Genomic DNA, 18,010 nt, shown 5'->3' with positions numbered 1-18,010 from the left:
TTAAAGATGTAAAACGACATATTAAACAATTAAAAACGGTGATCCAGTTTCAATCCATAGAGCATGGCATCATTGTCACCGACAGTGGATAAGCCAGCAATTTGTGATGTACTAGTGGTTGGGGCAATAGTTGGTTTTAAAAACTTCAAATAATATATTCCAGCAGCAATAAAATTATTTGAATTGATGTTTATATAAGTGCCTAATCCTATTCCGCGATAGCCATCGCTTGAGTTTATGGTGGAAGCTGGATTACCCGTACCGTTGTCCCAAATATATTCGAGACCCGCGATATAAGTTGGATTAAATTGATGAGCAAATCCAAATTTTCCAGACCATTGATCTTTTTTGTAGTCGATTAAATTTAGATTGGCTAATTCACTATATTCCGGATTTAATGCCGCGGCATAGTCAAGTACTGCATTAAATTGAGGTGGCTGGATCACAAAGTTTTGCCAATTGACCCAGCGCAAGTTGCCATAAATTAAGTTGGTGGCACTTATCGCAGTTTGAAAATCAAAATTGATGGATTGAGGCGTTTCAATGGTCGTGTCTGCATTGGGTGTGAGGGTAAAAGGACCATTGGAGTACAGTGTCGATTCACTGGTGCTATTTTTATGTTTAATCTTAGAGCGATAGGTGAGGCTAGTTTTCAGTGCATATTGTGGTAATTGATAACTGATACCGACTAACCAACCAAGTGCATCATCCGTTTTAAATTTTGCGTCGTAACCATTTAATGCATCATATTGTTGACCTGAAACCGTTAAATTCCCTTTAAAGGATTGAAGACTAAGGCCGGTATAAAAGTTCCAATGTAAGTTAGGCTGATAGCCAACTAATCCCGTTAAATTATGCGATTTAAATTCTACATCTGCCGACTCAATATCTATGGTTGAACCATCTGCGAGGACTGGGCTGTATTTATAACTGATATCTGTATTAAACGGTTGTTCATAAATAACACCCGTCGAAATGTTGGAGTAAGGCTGGAATTTAAGCGCAAACTTAGCTATAAATTCCCGATTTGAAAGATTACCTGTTGAAAAATCATTTACACCTAATTCGCTAACGAATTCTTTATATTGCACTTCACCTTTAATATCAGCATCTAGTACAGCCAAACTCAATTCGGCATAATTATTTGGTTCTAGAAAGGCTGCAATGCTTTGATCGGATCTATCAAGACCAGCGGCATGTATGATGTTTATTGGGCAGATCATACAAGCTGCCACTGCAACGTATTGAGTTTTCATAAAGACCTGGCATGTATTTATAGTGTAGTTGAAATTGTATTTTTTGTTATGTAGGGATTAGTTTATGCAAAAAATGTGAAAAAAACCAATAAAATATGAATTGAGATGAAAAAATGAGCAAAAAAAAGAGGACATTGAAGTCCTCGTTTTTAAATTATTTTCTTTAATCTTCAGGGTAAGCCACTCTTTTCAACGCTTTGATGTCCGCATCTGGTGAGCATAGTGAAATGAACTCATAACCGTAGCCACGAAGTAAATGTCCTTTACGCACAGCAATCCACGTAGTGTTTACGCCAAAGATATCAGTTGGAATTTGTTTAAGACGATAGTCACGTTCTGCATCATAGGCTACATCGTTGACAATACCGACACCCATGTTCAGTTCAACATAAGTTTTGATAACATCGGCATCGAGAGCAGACATCACGATATCCACATCTAAACCAGCATCTTCAAAGGCTTTATCAATTTTTGAACGACCTGTAAAACCACCGTGATAAGTGATGATTGGATAGTTCGACAAATCTTCAATACTAATATTTGATTTTTGACTTAATGGGTGATTTTGCGGTGTGATAATACTGTGCTGCCAATTGTAATACGGCACACTCGCCAAATTATCTTCAGTGGTTAAAGACTCTGTTGCAATTCCAATATCTGCTTCACCCTGAAGTAGCATTTCTGTGATTTCTACAGGACTTGCTTGTTGCAAGATTAAATGTACTTTTGGAAATTCTTTTTTGAATTGGTTCACAATTGGCGGCAAGACATAACGTGCTTGTGTATGTGTTGTTGCAATGGTCAGTGTACCTTCATCCACTTTGTTGAAGTCGTCTGCCAGACGTTTAATATTGTCTGCATCGACTAACATACGTTCAACAATACCGAGTAAAGATTGGCCTGGTTCAGTAAGACCAAGTAAACGTTTACCTTTACGAATAAATAGTTGTACGCCTAGCTCATCCTCTAGGTCTTTAATGTGTTTACTTACACCAGACTGCGATGTGTAAAGCGCTGCTGAAGCTTCAGTTAAATTAAAATTCTGACGTACAGTTTCTCGAATAATTCTTAGTTGTTGGAAATTCATAATCTTTTATACCTTAAAAGAGGATGGGGCTTTATTTGCCCCATCTTTTTGTCTTATGCCACTTGGTTTTCAAATAAGTGCAATGCAGTTGCACTTAACCAAACAGTTTGGTTTGGACGGAATTGATGCGCTTTTGCTTCATCTGCCGTCAATGAAATTTCAATCAAGTTACCTTGGCGATCATGCAGCTCTGCAATCACTTTTCCTGCAATCCAAAGTTCGCGTACAAACGTTGCTTGAATGGCATTTTCCTGAGGTTGTGCATGAATGCGTAACTCATCAGGGCGAGCAAAGGCAATAACATCACCTTGTGGCGCATTGGCAGGTTGAGGCAATTGAATGCGGTCTTCACCAATTTGAATCACGCCATTTGCACTTTGACCTTCAAAACGGTTGGCTTGTCCCAAGAAATCGAATACGAATGGCGTTGCAGGTTTTTCGTACACTTCACGTGGAGAACCAATTTGTTCAACATTACCTTTATTCATGACAATGATTTGATCCGCAACTTCAAGCGCTTCTTCTTGGTCATGTGTGACAAAAATTGAGGTGATGTGAAGTTCATCATGTAGGGTACGTAACCAACGACGCAGTTCTTTACGAACTTTGGCATCCAAAGCACCAAAGGGTTCATCAAGCAGTAAAACGCGAGGTTCAACTGCCAAGGCACGTGCAAGCGCAATACGTTGACGCTGACCGCCTGAAAGCTGTGCAGGATAACGATCTGCCAAAAAGCCCAGTTGTACCAAGTCTAATAAGCGTGTTACTCGTTTCTTAATATCTGCTTCAGATGGGCGAGTTGCACGTGGACGTACACGTAAACCAAAGGCAATATTGTCAAATACGGTCATGTGACGGAATAGGGCATAGTGCTGGAATACAAAACCAACTTCACGCTCACGCACGTGAACTTTAGTTGCGTCTTCACCTTCTAAAATCACTTGACCATTATCCGCAGATTCAAGACCTGCAATGATACGTAGCAGTGTGGTTTTACCGCAGCCAGATGGTCCAAGTAATGCAACCAATTGACCATCGGGGAAGTCTAAAGAGATATTTTTAAGTGCATGGAATGCACCAAAGTGTTTTTCAATATTTTTTACTTGAATACTCATGAGGTCATTCCTTAAGAAACTTGTGAATCTTCTTTACGCTGGTCTTGTTTTTCCTGACGAATTTCAACCCATGTTTTTAAAATGAGGGTCACAATTGCCAAGAGCGCTAACAGTGAAGACACAGCAAAAGCAGCACTAAAGGTATATTCGTTATAGAGGATTTCTACGTGTAGCGGTAAGGTGTTGGTTTCGCCGCGAATATGGCCTGAAACCACAGACACCGCACCGAACTCACCCATTGCACGGGCATTACATAGAATCACACCGTAGATTAAGCCCCATTTGATATTCGGCAGGGTCACTTTCCAAAAGGTTTGCCAACCCGAAGCACCTAATACAATTGCAGCTTCTTCTTCCTCTGTACCTTGTGCTTCCATTAGAGGAATTAACTCACGTGCGACAAACGGTACAGTAATAAACACAGTGGCAAGAACAATGGCAGGTACGGCATATAGGATTTTAATATCGTGATCCATGAGCCAGCCGCCAAACCAACCTTGTGTACCAAAAATAAGTACCAACATTAAGCCTGCGATCACAGGCGATACTGAAAATGGCATATCAATGATCGTGGTTAAAATCGACTTACCACGGAAATTAAATTTCGCAACCGTCCATGCTGCTGCAACACCAAAGACCACATTGAGGGGTACTGCAATGACAGCAGTCAATAAGGTCAGTTTTACCGCAGATAAAGTATCTGGATGAACCAGTGCTTGGAAATAAACACCTACACCTTGTTTAAATGCTTCAACAAAGACCAAGATTAGTGGCAGCATTAAGCAACTTAGAAAGAAAATTAACGCAATAATTAACAGGGTATAACGTACCCAAGTTGGTTCACGCGTTGCATCACGAGATTGTAATTTTTCAGCTAAAGCATGGCTGTTGGTATTCATCGTGCTGTTCTCCCTGTACGGCGGCTCGCCCAAGCTTGTACCAAGTTAATCAGGAACAAAATCGCAAAAGAAATCACCAACATGACCACTGCAATCGTGGTTGCACCCGCATAGTCATATTCTTCTAAACGAGAAATAATCATCAAGGGGGCAATTTCCGTTTTAAATGGTTGGTTACCTGCAATAAAGATAACTGAACCATATTCACCGACACCACGTGCGAATGCCAAGGCAAAGCCCGTTAGAAGCGCAGGGAATAAGATAGGTAAAATCACTTTAGTCACGATCTGAAAACGGTTTGCGCCCAATGCAGACGCCGCTTCTTCAAGCTCTGTTTCCAAGTCACTGAGTACAGGCTGAACAGTACGAACTACAAATGGAATACCAATGAAGATCAATGCCAAGGTAATACCAATTGGGGTATATGCGACTTGTATGCCTATAGGTTCAAGGTATTGACCAATCCAACCTGTAGGTGCATATAAAGAAGTTAATGCAATACCAGCTACAGCTGTAGGTAAGGCAAATGGCAAGTCAACTAAGGCATCAACAATACGTTTACCCGGAAAGTTATAACGAACCAAGCACCAAGCGAGTAAAAGACCAAAGGCGACATTGATCAGCGCGGCAATAATGGCTGCACTAAAACTCAGCTGTAACGATTTTAAAATACGCTCTGAGCTTAAGATGTCCCAAAGGCCATCCCAACCGATACCCAATGATTTGATAAATACGGCAGAAAGTGGAATTAGGACAATTAACGATAAATACGCTAGGGTAAAGCCTAGAGAAAGACCAAATCCTGGCAGCACTCGGGATCGCTGCGACATGATTACTCCTCAAAAAGAGAAAGGCTGACCATAAATAGCCAGCAAAATTTAAAAAACGAATTCGCGACAAGCATAATTAGCAGTGCTTAAAAAGCAAATTTAAATAAATGCTTGTGATCATCAGTAATATTGATATGTTGCATAGAATTTTCTGAAATTAAATAATTGAAAATCTCAGGAAATGGGCCAAAACCCGATGCAACATTTACGTGTCCGACTTGCCCTAAATTTACAGGGTAGAGTTTCCATGCATCTGCAAGTTGTTTGGCATCTTCAAATGCTAACCATGGATCATTTTCACTAATGAGCATGGTGGTGGGTACACGAATATTAAGCTGATGAAAAAATGCTTTGTAATCTGCTGCGCTGTCACGTGCAAAACCATTTTCACCAAAGCGAACAGGATTTGCAGGTGCAACCAAAACTAAATTTTTAATTTTTCGATTAAGTTCAGGGTGCAATGCCAGTGCAGCAACTGTGGTTAAACAGCCGAAGCTATGTGCCACAATTTGAATATCACCTTGGATTGGACGAACTGTTTTTACAAACGGTTGAATCCAATCTTTAAGGACAGGGTGATTCCAATCTTTTTGCTGAACGCGAGAGCATGACATGAGCTGACGTTGCAACCATGACTGCCAGTGAGCATGTTCGCTACCACCTACGCCAGGGACAATTACAGTATGTGTCATGTCAAACTCCTCGTTGTGTCAAAAAATTATTTGGCTGTATTGGCTTTTACGATTTGATCGAAAATACCGCCATTTTCAAAATGTGCTTTTTGTACTTTGTCCCAACCGCCAAATTCTGTGTCAATGGTGACTAATTTAAGGTGCTTAAATACAGACGTGTATTGTGCAAGTATTTTTTCATTGCGTGGTCGGTAGAAGTTTTGTGCTGCAATTTGTTGACCGCGTGGCGAGTAAAGGAAATTTAAATAGCCTTTGGCTAAATTCAGATTGCCTTTTTTCTCTGCATTTTTTTCAACAATCGCAACAGGAGGTTCTGCCAAGATTGAAAGTGATGGAGTCACAATTTCAAACTTACCCGGTTGTTCACGAATGGCTAAATGTGCCTCATTTTCCCAAGCCAATAACACATCACCAATGCCACGTTCAGCAAAAGTAGTGGTTGAACCACGCGCACCTGAATCCAGTACTTTGGTGTTTTTAAAGATTTTGCGTACAAACTCTTGTGCAGTTGCATCGTTACCACCCGTTTGGTGCTTCGCCCATGCCCAAGCAGCTAAATAGTTCCAACGCGCACCACCTGACGTTTTAGGATTAGGTGTGATAATGCCGACATTTGGTTTAACTAAGTCGCCCCAGTCTTTAATGCCTTTTGGATTGCCTTTACGCACAAGGAACACAATGGTTGAGGTATAAGGTGTTGAGTTATGCGGTAGTTTCTTTTGCCAATCTGTTGGGAGTAGTTTGGTTTTTTCTGCAATCACATCAATGTCTGCAGCTAAAGCTAAAGTCACCACATCAGCATCTAAACCATCAATTACAGAACGCGCTTGTTTACCTGATCCACCATGTGATTGTTTAAAATTAATTTTTTGACCAGTACGGCTTTCCCAATATTTGCTGAAGTCTTTATTCACATTTTCGTACAATTCACGTGTTGGATCATATGAAACGTTTAAAAAGTCTCTTGCTGCAGCGCCCAATGAAATGGTTGAAATTACTGCTGCGAGTACACCAACTTTTAGTTTTGTAGAAATGCTCATGCGAACCTCAATCTTTTTACATATGCTTGTAACTTGGATGCAGGATAGCGCTATTCTTTATGCATAAAAAATAATTAAAAACGAATTTTATATGAATAAAAAAGATAATACATTTTAAAGTTAAAAAAAAGCATCGACCGATATGAATCAGGCGATGCTCTCGATTTTTAAGAATTATTTTGTATTATTGGCTTTCACAATTTGATCGAAAATACCGCCATTTTCAAAATGCTTATTCTGTACTTTGCCCCAACCACCAAATTCTTTATCAATAGTGACAAGTTTTAATGGCTTAAATACATTTTTATATTTGGCTAAGACAGTGGCATTACGTGGACGATAGTAATTTTGTGCCGCAACAGTTTGACCAGCAGGTGAGTATAGATAGTTCAGATAGGCTTTGGCCAAGTTTTCATTACCGTCTTTCTTGGCATTCTTTTCTACGATTGCGACAGGTGGCTCAGCCAAGATGGACAAAGAAGGCGTGATAATTTCAAATTTACCGGGTTGTTCACGGACGGCTAAATGCGCTTCATTTTCCCAAGCCAATAGCACATCACCTATACCGCGCTCTGCAAAAGTGGTTGTCGCGCCGCGCGCACCAGAATCCAGCACTTTGGTTTGTTTATAGATTTGACGAACAAATTCTTGAGCTTTGGCATCATTCCCTGCTGGTTGATGTCGCGCCCAAGCCCATGCAGCTAAGTAGTTCCAGCGTGCGCCACCTGAAGTTTTCGGGTTTGGGGTGATAATTTCGACACCCGATTTGGTTAAGTCACCCCAGTCTTTAATGCCTTTTGGATTGCCTTTACGCACAAGGAACACAATGGTTGAAGTATACGGTGTAGAGTTTTGTGGAAATTTCTTTTGCCAATCTTTCGGCAATAAACCACGTTCAGCAATTTCATCAATATCTGCCGCCAAGGCTAAAGTCACGACGTCTGCATCTAAGCCATCAATTACGGCACGGGCTTGCTTGCCTGAGCCACCATGTGATTGTTTGTAGTTAATGTCTTGTCCTGTGGTCTTTTTCCAGTAAGCACCAAATTCTTTATTAAAATTGTCATAGAGCTCACGAGTTGGATCGTATGACACATTTAGAAAGTCTTTTGCTGAAACACTCAACGCTGTCGCAGAAAGTAGTGCAGCAATTACCCCAATTTTAAGTTTTGCAATTTTCATTGTTTGCCTCATTTTTCTAGAAGTTTTTTTGGATGAGGCAAGAATATCGAGAGTTTGAATCCAGAAAAAATAATTAAAAAAGAATTTTATATAAACAAAAAAGAAATATATGGTGGTGCATAATTTTCTAAAATAGCGCTATTAGAATGGGGCAGCAGAATATGCAGTGTTTTAAAAATGCACAACGCATTGAACAGATCGATTTGCTGGATCGTGCATTTCATTATGGCGATGGTTGTTTTACGACTGCACGTATTCGTCAAGGGCAAATTGAGCTGGCGGCGTTGCATCTGTCACGCTTAAAGCTGAGTAATGAGCGCTTAAAATTAGATGCAAATTTAGACTTGATCGAACAAACACTAAAAATTTTGCGTCAACAAGAAACGGTCAATGGCACTTTGAAAATTGTCATCAGTCGTGGCGAAGGGCAGCGAGGTTATAGCTTGCCAGAACACCCTGCCGATGTATGGGTGTTTTATTACCCCAAAACACTTGCAGATTTTCAATATGACATCATCGACAGTGGTGTTTTGAATCAAGCCATGGGGCTGACCATGCCCAGTTTAGTCGGGCTAAAATCATTAAATCGACTTGAACAAGTGATGCTCAAAGCTGAGCTAGATGAGAAAGCTTGGCTTGAAGCGATTGTGACCGATGTGCAGGGCACCGTTGTTGAAGGTGTGAGCAGTAATTGTTTCATTCGTATAAATGACACGTGGATTACGCCTGAACTTCGCTATAATGGCGTGCATGGTGTGATGCGTGCTGAAATTTTAAAACGGATGCAGCAATTTGGCATACGTTGTATCACCCGCCACGTCAGGATGGATGAAATTAGCCAATTTCAGAGTGTTTTTTTCTGTAATGCTTTGAGTCCAATGAAAATTGTTTCAACTCTAGATGGAGTTGATTTAGATGTTCAAGCCTGTATTGAACTTTTCCATACGCTTCAATTAAGTCAGATTCGTTAATATGTCTACTGCCCCAAAAAAATCGAAAAAGAAAAAGCCAAATCAACGTGCTTTACCACTCAAAGCTATATTGGTAGCAGGTCTTGGGCTACTTGTACTGGTTGTTGTATTACTGTGGTCTAGCCTATTTAAAAGCTATCCCGTTGAGGGCAAGAAGCAGATGTTGGCCATTGGGACAGGCGATACCTATTCAGGATTTATTGACCGTTTAGCCAAAGAAAAGCAGGTCAGTTTTCCGATCATTTTAAAGCTATATCAGAAATTCATAATCAATGACACTTTGAAAGCAGGCGTTTATGAAATTCATCAAGGTATGAGTGTGCGTGAAGTCATGGATTTGATATCAAATTCTGAAAATGCGCAAATGAACCGAATTTTGGTAATTGAAGGCACAAGCTTTAAGCAATTGATAGATGCGTTGAATGCTGACCCGCTCGTAACGCATGAAATTGGAAAATTGCCCTATGAGCAAATTTTAAAGGAGTTGAATATTCCTTATTCACATCCTGAAGGGTTGTTTGCACCAAACACTTACTTTTTTGCCAAAGGCGAAACAGATCGTAAAATTTTAAAAGATTTGTACCTTCGCCAAGTGAAAGCTTTGGATCGTGCATGGGAAAACCGTGCAACTGGATTACCTTATAAAGATAAATATGAAGCCTTAATTATGGCGTCGATTATTGAAAAAGAAACCAGTGTGGATAGCGAGCTACAACAAGTTTCAGGTGTGTTTGTGCGTCGTCTACAACAAGGGATGCGCCTACAAACTGATCCAACTGTGATTTATGGTATGGGTGATAACTATAAAGGTAATATCACGCGTCAAGATTTGCGTACACCAACTGCTTATAATACCTATACGATTAATGGCTTACCGCCAACACCAATTGCCTTACCAAGTCAAAAAGCCATTGAAGCTGCAATGCATCCAGACTCATCGGACAATGTGTATTTTGTGGCAACGGGGAATGGTGGGCATAAATTTACCAGCAATTTGCAAGATCATAACCGTGCGGTACAAGAGTATTTATCTGTGATTCGTGCGAAAAATTAAGGAGTGAGCATGTTTATCAGCTTTGAAGGCACGGAAGGTGTAGGTAAAACCACACTTATCCGAAAATTACATGATCATTTCCAAGCATTAGAGAAAAATGTTGTGCTGACCCGTGAACCAGGTGGCACACCCATGGCAGAACAAATTCGTTCACTACTTTTAGCTGTAAATCATGATGAGGCGATGAGCAATGATACTGAATTGTTGTTGATGTATGCTGCACGTGCCCAGCATTTAGAACGTGTGATTTTGCCAGCCTTGGCGGAAGGGAAAATCGTACTGTGTGATCGTTTTACTGATTCAAGCTTTGCATACCAATGTGCTGGGCGTGGTTTGGACCGTGAAAAACTGAATGTTTTAAATGAAAGTTTTGTCGCGCGTATGCCAGATATAACCTTTTGGCTTGATGCGCCAATTGAAACGGGCATGCTTCGAGCAAGAGAACGCGGAGCGCTGGATCGTTTTGAACAAGAGAAAGCAACTTTCTTTGAGAAAGTACGTTCTGGATTTGCCGAAATTCATCAAAAAAGTCCTGAGCGAATGAAACGCTTAGATGCGACCCAAGCACCTGAGCAGGTATTTGAGCAGGCATTGTCATTTCTACAACAAGTCTAAAATGCCATAGCATTATTTAAGTAGATGATTTAAAAATTATTCATAGCAAAAGTTATGGATGATTTTTTTTATGCAAAGTACCAAGCAGGACATCATTAAGTTTTTACAACAAGAGTTTAAGCCAAGTTTGCAACGCTGTAGCATTGAAGACGTTAGTGATCGATCTGCGAGCTTAATTTGGCATGTCGCTGAAAATGACTTAAGACCCGGTAACACGATTTCTGGACCGACGATGATGACCCTTGCTGACTTTGCAATGTATGTGGCGATATTGGGTGAAATTGGTATTGTTGGTTTGGCTGTGACCACTAATATGAATATCAATTTTTTGCGTAAGCCGGTTGCAGGTCAAGATTTGCGTGGCATCTGTAAGTTAATAAAAGTGGGTAAAGCACTGATAGTTGCAGAAGTATGGATTTATTCAATTCATCAAATGGAGGAACCTGTGGCTCATGTCACAGGCACCTATTCAATCCCACCACGTCGATAAAATTGTGCTGCAAAATATTGATATTAAAAAAATATAGGGCTATTTCAGACCTATACATTTAAATAAATTTTGAAAATGGAACTTAAACATTAACCAATGGTGTTTCGACTTGGAAGTTTGGTGGCGTCAGCACAGTTTTACGCAGCTCTGGCCCAAGTTCAGGATAATCTAAGGTGTAATGTAGACCTCGAGATTCTTTACGTTGCATGGCACAGCGCACGATCATTTCTGAAACTAAAACCAAATTACGCAGTTCAATCAAATTTTTACTAACTTGATAGTCTTGGTAGTATTCGGTGATTTCACTTTTTAGCATTTCAATACGATGGAGTGCACGGTGTAAACGCTTGGTGGTTCGGACAATTCCAACATAGTTCCACATGGTCTGACGCAGTTCGTCCCAGTTTTGTAAAATCACGACGTCTTCATCAGGATTGGTTACTTGTGAATCATCCCAATCCGGTACGGTTGGAAGGATATGTTGATGGCTAAAGTTAGCTTTAATGTGTTCTGATGCACTCATACCATAGACGAAACATTCAAGCAGTGAGTTACTCGCCATACGATTAGCCCCGTGCAAACCAGTATATGAAGTTTCACCAATCGCATATAGGCCTGGAATATCCGTTTGGCTGTGTTCATCGACGACCACACCACCACAGGTATAATGTGCAGCTGGCACAACTGGGATCATTTCACGGGTTATATCAATGCCAAGTTCGAGTAGACGTGCATAAAGCGTTGGGAAATGTTCTTTCACAAATTCTGCGGGTTTATGGGTAATGTCTAACCAAACATGACGGATGCCGAGGCGTTTAATTTCATAGTCAATTGCTCTCGCCACGATATCACGTGGAGCAAGTTCAGCACGTTCATCAAAACGCAGCATAAAACGTTCACCATCAGGTAGACGTAAATATGCTCCTTCTCCACGCATGGCTTCAGTAATTAAAAATGAACGAGCTTGTGGATGGTACAAGCAAGTCGGATGGAATTGGTTAAATTCCATATTGGCAACACGGCAACCTGCACGATAAGCCATTGCGATACCATCGCCAGTTGCAATGTCAGGATTAGAAGTGTAGAGATACGCTTTCATTGCACCACCACAAGCCAAAGCGGTAAAAGGTGCTAAAAAGGTATGAACTTTTTCATTTTTTTCATCAAGTGCATATAGACCTAATGCACGATTTTCTGCATTCGGATTCAGCTTTTGCGCTGTAATTAAATCTATCGCAATATAATTTTCGAAAATTTGAATATTGGATTTTTCTTGTGATCGCTCAACTAAAGTGGTTGAAATTGCACGTCCCGTTGCATCGGCAGCATGAATAATACGGCGCTGGGAATGACCACCTTCACGCGTGAGATGTAGTTGTTCTTGTTCATCTAAGGTGAATTGCACACCTTGATTCAATAAGAAATCAACAGAAGGTTTACCACCTTCAACTGTTTGCTTTACTGCATCCATTTCACATAAATGTGCACCTGCAATCATGGTGTCATCAATATGTTGTTCAATCGAATCAGTTTTATCAAGGACTGCGGCAACACCACCTTGCGCAAAATAAGTACTTGCATCGGTCAAGGTTGATTTTGCTAGAACAGCAATTTTGAAATGATTTGGTAATGATAAAGCGAGGCTTAGACCAGCACCGCCACTTCCCACAATAATCACATCAAAATGATGTGTCGTGTTTAAATTAGACATGTCCATCAGCTAATTTTAAAAATGTTCGGTCATATCAACCGTTTTTACACAAAAACGCAATGGCTAAAAAGTGACTAAACAATGAAAAATATTCATAAATAGGTAATAATTAAGGAATGCTTAAGCTTGCTTTCATAAAAAATGATCAAACATTTTATTACGAAGCAATGACTTGCAATGTGATAAAAACTAACGTATTTCAAATGATAAGCAAATTTGAGTGAATGCTAACAATGAATAAATCGTATGTACAAAAAGGATTATATGCAGCGGTATTTACAGTTGCGGCTGCACAGACACAAGCGGCAGGCCCTGTAGATTTTTCAAATCTCGTGGAGCAGGTGAGTCCTGCAGTTGTTAGTGTCAATGTTGTTAAAAAACTCAGCCAAGAAGAGCTACTTCAACAACAAGTTCCTGATATTTTACGTCGCTTTTTTGGTAATCAAGTCATCATTCCGCAGCAAAAAATGCCACAGGAAAAAACCGCCTATGGTAGTGCTTTCTTTATTAGCAAAGATGGTTATTTATTAACAAATCATCACGTGGTTGAGGATGCCTCTAAAGTAACGATTGTACTCAATGACCGCCGTGAAATTGATGCAACTGTAGTGGGTAGTGATGAACGTACCGATGTTGCGTTATTAAAAGTAAAAGGCTCAAATTTCCCTGAACTGAAAACGGGTAATGTTGATCGATTACGGGTCGGGGAGCCTGTGCTTGCAATTGGCTCACCGTTCGGATTTGATTATTCTGCTTCTGCCGGCATTGTGAGTGCCAAAATGCGAAATATGATGGGGGAAACATCAGTTCCATTTATTCAAACGGATGTTGCATTAAATCCAGGGAACTCAGGTGGACCTTTGTTTAATCAGTCAGGTGAAGTCGTTGGGGTAAACTCACGTATCTTTAGTGGTACAGGCGGCTATATGGGCTTGTCATTCTCGATTCCAATTGATGTTGCCATGGAAGTCGCTGACCAACTTAAGAAAAATGGTAAAGTTACGCGTGCTTATTTAGGTGTGATGATGCAAGACGTCGATCGCAACTTGGCGGAGTCGTATAATTTATCTAAACCTGAAGGCTCTTTAATTACCCAAGTTGTGCCAGGTTCACCTGCAGCCAAGGCGGGCTTAAAAGCGAGTGATGTTATTTTGAAATTTAACGGTACGCCTATTTCTCGTACTGGCGAATTATTGAATTACTTGAACCGAACTGGTCCAAACCAAAGTATTCAATTGGAAGTTTTGCGTGATGATAAACGTCATAACATTACAGCAACATTGGCTACAGCACCAGATGATACGCCAGCAAAAGAAACTGTTGAACCTGTACGAAAAGGTCCAGTGATTGGCGTGTCTATTCGCAATTTATCGGCAGATGAATTAAACCAACTTAGTATTAAAGGTGGGGTTTTAATTCAAGATGTACGTGCTGGTGGAATTGCTTCACAAGCTCGAATTCAATCAGGTGATGTGATTACTCAAATCAATAATAAAGTCATTAATAATGCAGAAGAATTTGTGAAAGTTGTATCTGAGCTTAAAAACGGTAGCATCGCTCGTGTATCTTTAATTCGTCAAGGTCAAACAGCAATGGTCGGTATGCGTATTCAATAAGGCTTGAATCCTTATGTTTTGAAACCGCTCGAATGAGCGGTTTTTTTTAATGAATAGCGTAATTTGCAATTTACGCTGTAGTTTTTTTGCGTAGACTATTGCAAAAGCTATGCAGATATTAAGAAGTTATGAGTACAATTTTTGATTTAAAAATAACGGTTCAACCTGAACAGATTGATGTGCTCAATCATGTTAATAATGTGGTGTATGTAAGTTGGATGCAGGATGTTGCAACTGCACATATTGAGGCATTAGGTTTAGGTCTTAAAGAATATGTTGAATTAAAACATGCCATGGTGGCGGTAGAACATCATGTGCAATATCGCAAAGCTGCGTTAAACGGTGAAGAAATCATTCTGCGGACTTGGTTAAATGATATCAATGCTCTGTATTCTTTTCGCCAATATGTATTTTATCGTCCGAAAGATAAAAGCATTTTGTTTACTGGCAGCACTCAGTGGGCATGTGTGGAAATTGCCACAGGTCGTCCAAAACGCATGTCACCGACTTTCACGCAAGCCTATCAACCTTTAGCTGATTCAGAAAATCCGCTAGATTTTAGTATCTATGATGCATCGGTAGTTGAGTTATAGGCTGTAATTCGATTTATTTCTTAAATCATCACGAATACGCGATGGCACATTAAAAGCTGTGCATTATTTTCGATACTTTGAAAAATCCATCTGCTATAATCCTCGGCAATTTCTATTCGACTTGCTGTGCATTAAATATTGGTTGCATAGCGCTTTATTTTTTTCAAGGTAGCCCATGGCGCAAGCTAAAAAATCTGTTGATATTAAAAACATTCGTAACTTCTCGATCATTGCGCATATTGACCATGGTAAGTCGACTTTGGCTGACCGTTTCATTCAAACCTGTGGTGGTTTGCAAGATCGTGAAATGCAAGCGCAAGTTCTTGACTCAATGGAGCTTGAGCGTGAACGTGGTATTACCATTAAAGCGGCTTCGGTTACCTTGTATTATACGCATCCGAATGGTCAAGAATATCAATTGAACTTCATTGATACTCCGGGACACGTAGACTTTTCTTATGAAGTATCACGCTCCTTAGCAGCATGTGAAGGTGCATTACTGGTTGTGGACGCTGCGCAAGGTGTAGAAGCACAGTCAGTAGCGAACTGCTATACCGCAATCGAGCAAGGTCTGGAAGTTTTACCGATCCTTAATAAAATTGACTTACCACAGGCTGAACCTGAACGTGTATGTCATGAAATTGAAGAAATTATTGGGATTGAAGCGACCGATGCACCAACATGTTCTGCAAAAACAGGCTTAGGTGTAGATGGCGTACTTGAACGTCTTGTTGACGTAATTCCAGCGCCACAAGGTGACCGTGAAGCACCACTTCAAGCACTGATTGTCGACTCATGGTTCGATAACTATCTAGGTGTGGTTTCTTTAGTTCGTATTAAAGAAGGACGTGTGCGTAAAGGCGATAAAATGTTGATGAAATCAACAGGCCAAACACACATTATTACGTCTGTAGGTATCTTTAATCCAAAACACACTGAAACAGGTGTATTGGAAGCAGGCGAAGTTGGTTTTATTATTGCAGGTATTAAAGATATTTTTGGTGCACCTGTCGGTGATACCATTACATTATCAACCACACCAGAAGTGGCGACTTTACCGGGCTTTAAGAAAGTTAAGCCTCAGGTTTATGCGGGACTATTCCCAATCGATTCAAGTGACTTTGAACCATTCCGTGAAGCACTACACAAATTGCAAATCAATGACTCAGCATTGTTCTTCGAGCCAGAAAGTTCGGATGCATTGGGTTTTGGTTTCCGCTGTGGCTTCTTGGGAATGCTGCACATGGAAATCGTACAGGAACGTTTAGAGCGTGAGTACGATCTTGATCTGATTTCATCTGCACCAACGGTAATTTATGAAGCAGTGATGAAAAATGGTCAAACCATTTACATCGACAGCCCTTCTAAAATGCCAGATGGTTCAACTGTAGAAGATTTACGTGAACCGATTGCTGAGTGTCATATTCTTGTACCGCAAGAATACCTGGGTAATGTCATGACCTTGTGTGTAGAGCGTCGTGGTGTACAAAAAGACATGAAATTCTTGGGTAACCAAGTTTCAATCAGTTTTGATATTCCTATGGCAGAAGTGGTGATGGATTTCTTTGATAGATTGAAATCATGTTCACGCGGTTTCGCGTCGCTAGACTATAACTTTACCCGTTTTGAAAGTTCATCTTTGGTTAAGGTTGACGTGTTAATTAATGGCGAGAAGGTGGATGCCTTAGCGATGATTTGTCACCGTCAAGATGCACGTCATCGTGGTATTGCGTTAGTTGAAAAAATGAAAGAATTGATTCCACGTCAAATGTTTGATGTGGCCATTCAAGCTGCAATTGGCGCACAAATTATTGCACGTTCAACAGTAAAAGCGATGCGTAAAAACGTATTGGCAAAATGTTATGGTGGTGACGTGTCACGTAAGAAGAAACTTCTTGCGAAACAAAAAGAAGGTAAGAAACGTATGAAACAAGTGGGTAGTGTTGAAATCCCGCAAGAAGCGTTCCTTGCTGTATTGAAAGTAGAAAGATAATAAATAGAGGTTTATGCGCTCATGGATTTTGATTTTAATTTGATCCTTGTTCCTGCCACAGTCATTTTTTTCTTGATTTGGCTATTGGATAAGTTTGTCTGGAAACAACGACAGACCAAAGGTAAGGGTAATGAAAATGTCATTATTACTTGGGCGTATGACTTCTGGCCAGTATTGGCAGTTGTTTTAGTATTGCGTTCATTCTTGTATGAACCTTTCAATATTCCGTCTGATTCTATGGTTCCGACCTTGGAAACTGGCGATTTTATTCTAGTGAATAAATTTGAATATGGTGTTCGATTACCGATCATCAATAAGAAAATTATTAATGTGGGTGAACCTGAACGTGGTGATGTGATTGTCTTCCGTTATCCACCACAACCGACTATTAGTTATATTAAACGTGTTGTGGGTTTGCCGGGTGATCATATTGTTTATGATCATGGTCAATTGAGTATTAATGGTCAAAAAGTACCAAAAGTACCTGTTGAATTTAGCCGTGAAAAAGATAATCAAGACACACCGACATCGATTTATCATAAAGAAACTCTGGGTACACACACCTTTACCATGCGTGAACTGGAAGGCATGAATATTGCGCGTCAAGCACCATTTATCAACTATGTTGAAAATGGTAAATATTCAACTGAAAATGGTTTATATTGGGAAGTTAAGGTTCCTGCAGGTCATTATTTCGCGATGGGGGATAATCGTGATCAAAGTGCTGACAGTCGTTTTTGGGGATTTGTACCAGAGGAAAATTTAACGGGTCGTGCTTTTTATAAATGGATGCATAAGGAACCTGGTTTTAAACTGCCATCGTTTAGTCGTAATGGTGGTATAGATTAGTCTTACATTAGGAAAAT

Annotated in this window: 17 protein-coding genes; 8 read left to right on the top strand and 9 right to left on the bottom strand. The window is 40.2% G+C overall.

All coding sequences use genetic code 11. The annotated features are described in order from the left end of the window. Positions 1-29: 29 nt before the first annotated feature. The 8 genes from B9T33_RS03400 to B9T33_RS03365 form a co-directional block, all read right to left on the bottom strand. Positions 30-1,256, bottom strand: coding sequence for a transport of long-chain fatty acid (locus tag B9T33_RS03400; RefSeq protein WP_228145773.1), 1,227 nt, complete (start codon positions 1,254-1,256; stop codon positions 30-32). 163 nt (positions 1,257-1,419) lie between these two features. Next, entirely contained in the window at positions 1,420-2,343 is a 924-nt protein-coding gene (locus B9T33_RS03395) for a CysB family HTH-type transcriptional regulator (RefSeq protein WP_086177542.1), read from the bottom strand. A 53-nt stretch (positions 2,344-2,396) separates the two neighbouring features. After that, entirely contained in the window at positions 2,397-3,458 is a 1,062-nt protein-coding gene (locus tag B9T33_RS03390; RefSeq protein ID WP_086177541.1) for a sulfate/molybdate ABC transporter ATP-binding protein, read from the bottom strand. Positions 3,459-3,469: 11 nt separating this feature from the next. Beyond that, positions 3,470-4,357, bottom strand: a complete 888-nt coding sequence (gene cysW / locus B9T33_RS03385; protein WP_086177540.1) for a sulfate ABC transporter permease subunit CysW — start codon at positions 4,355-4,357, stop codon at positions 3,470-3,472. Then, entirely contained in the window at positions 4,354-5,187 is an 834-nt protein-coding gene (gene cysT / locus B9T33_RS03380; protein WP_086177539.1) for a sulfate ABC transporter permease subunit CysT, read from the bottom strand. The genes cysW and cysT overlap by 4 nt, the downstream gene beginning before the upstream one ends. A gap of 86 nt (positions 5,188-5,273) precedes the next feature. Continuing rightward, positions 5,274-5,879, bottom strand: coding sequence for an alpha/beta hydrolase (locus tag B9T33_RS03375; RefSeq protein WP_086177538.1), 606 nt, complete (start codon positions 5,877-5,879; stop codon positions 5,274-5,276). A gap of 26 nt (positions 5,880-5,905) precedes the next feature. Beyond that, on the bottom strand, positions 5,906-6,919 hold the full coding sequence (locus tag B9T33_RS03370) for a sulfate ABC transporter substrate-binding protein (protein WP_086177537.1): 1,014 nt from the start codon (positions 6,917-6,919) through the stop codon (positions 5,906-5,908). Positions 6,920-7,093: 174 nt separating this feature from the next. Then, positions 7,094-8,101, bottom strand: a complete 1,008-nt coding sequence (locus tag B9T33_RS03365; RefSeq protein ID WP_086177536.1) for a sulfate ABC transporter substrate-binding protein — start codon at positions 8,099-8,101, stop codon at positions 7,094-7,096. 161 nt (positions 8,102-8,262) lie between these two features. On the opposite strand from B9T33_RS03365, the gene pabC reads away from it, so the two are divergent. From pabC to B9T33_RS03345, 4 genes are all read left to right on the top strand, one after another. Then, on the top strand, positions 8,263-9,072 hold the full coding sequence (gene pabC, locus B9T33_RS03360; RefSeq protein WP_086177535.1) for an aminodeoxychorismate lyase: 810 nt from the start codon (positions 8,263-8,265) through the stop codon (positions 9,070-9,072). 1 nt (position 9,073) lies between these two features. Beyond that, a complete protein-coding gene (mltG, locus tag B9T33_RS03355) occupies positions 9,074-10,126 on the top strand; it encodes an endolytic transglycosylase MltG (protein WP_086177534.1) in 1,053 nt (350 codons plus the stop codon). 9 nt (positions 10,127-10,135) lie between these two features. Then, the gene (tmk, locus tag B9T33_RS03350) at positions 10,136-10,741 is read left to right on the top strand and encodes a dTMP kinase (protein ID WP_086177533.1); all 606 of its coding nucleotides are present in this window, start codon (positions 10,136-10,138) and stop codon (positions 10,739-10,741) included. 70 nt (positions 10,742-10,811) lie between these two features. Continuing rightward, positions 10,812-11,231 carry a PaaI family thioesterase gene (locus B9T33_RS03345; protein WP_086177616.1) on the top strand — a complete coding sequence of 140 codons (420 nt, stop codon included), beginning with the start codon at positions 10,812-10,814 and terminating at the stop codon, positions 11,229-11,231. 82 nt (positions 11,232-11,313) lie between these two features. On the opposite strand, the gene nadB is transcribed toward B9T33_RS03345, so the two are convergent. Next, positions 11,314-12,948, bottom strand: coding sequence for an L-aspartate oxidase (gene nadB / locus B9T33_RS03340; RefSeq protein WP_086177532.1), 1,635 nt, complete (start codon positions 12,946-12,948; stop codon positions 11,314-11,316). Positions 12,949-13,175: 227 nt separating this feature from the next. Between nadB and B9T33_RS03335 the strand changes: the two genes are divergently transcribed. The 4 genes from B9T33_RS03335 to lepB all read left to right on the top strand — a co-directional run bounded on the left by B9T33_RS03335 (position 13,176) and on the right by lepB (position 17,993). Then, positions 13,176-14,558, top strand: a complete 1,383-nt coding sequence (locus tag B9T33_RS03335) for a Do family serine endopeptidase (RefSeq protein ID WP_086177531.1) — start codon at positions 13,176-13,178, stop codon at positions 14,556-14,558. A gap of 128 nt (positions 14,559-14,686) precedes the next feature. Then, complete coding sequence (locus tag B9T33_RS03330; protein WP_086177530.1) at positions 14,687-15,151, top strand: acyl-CoA thioesterase; 465 nt, start codon at positions 14,687-14,689, stop codon at positions 15,149-15,151. Positions 15,152-15,326: 175 nt separating this feature from the next. Further along, positions 15,327-17,144 (top strand): translation elongation factor 4, encoded by a 1,818-nt coding sequence (gene lepA, locus B9T33_RS03325; protein WP_086177529.1) that lies wholly within the window; start codon positions 15,327-15,329, stop codon positions 17,142-17,144. Between the two features lie 21 nt (positions 17,145-17,165). Continuing rightward, positions 17,166-17,993, top strand: a complete 828-nt coding sequence (lepB, locus tag B9T33_RS03320) for a signal peptidase I (protein ID WP_086177528.1) — start codon at positions 17,166-17,168, stop codon at positions 17,991-17,993. The last annotated feature ends 17 nt before the right edge of the window (positions 17,994-18,010 follow it).

The sequence above is a fragment of the Acinetobacter sp. ANC 5054 genome (assembly GCF_002135295.1).
Lineage (GTDB): Bacteria > Pseudomonadota > Gammaproteobacteria > Pseudomonadales > Moraxellaceae > Acinetobacter.
The sequence above is the reverse complement of the archived record's forward strand: the minus strand, read 5'-3'. Positions and strand labels throughout refer to the sequence as shown.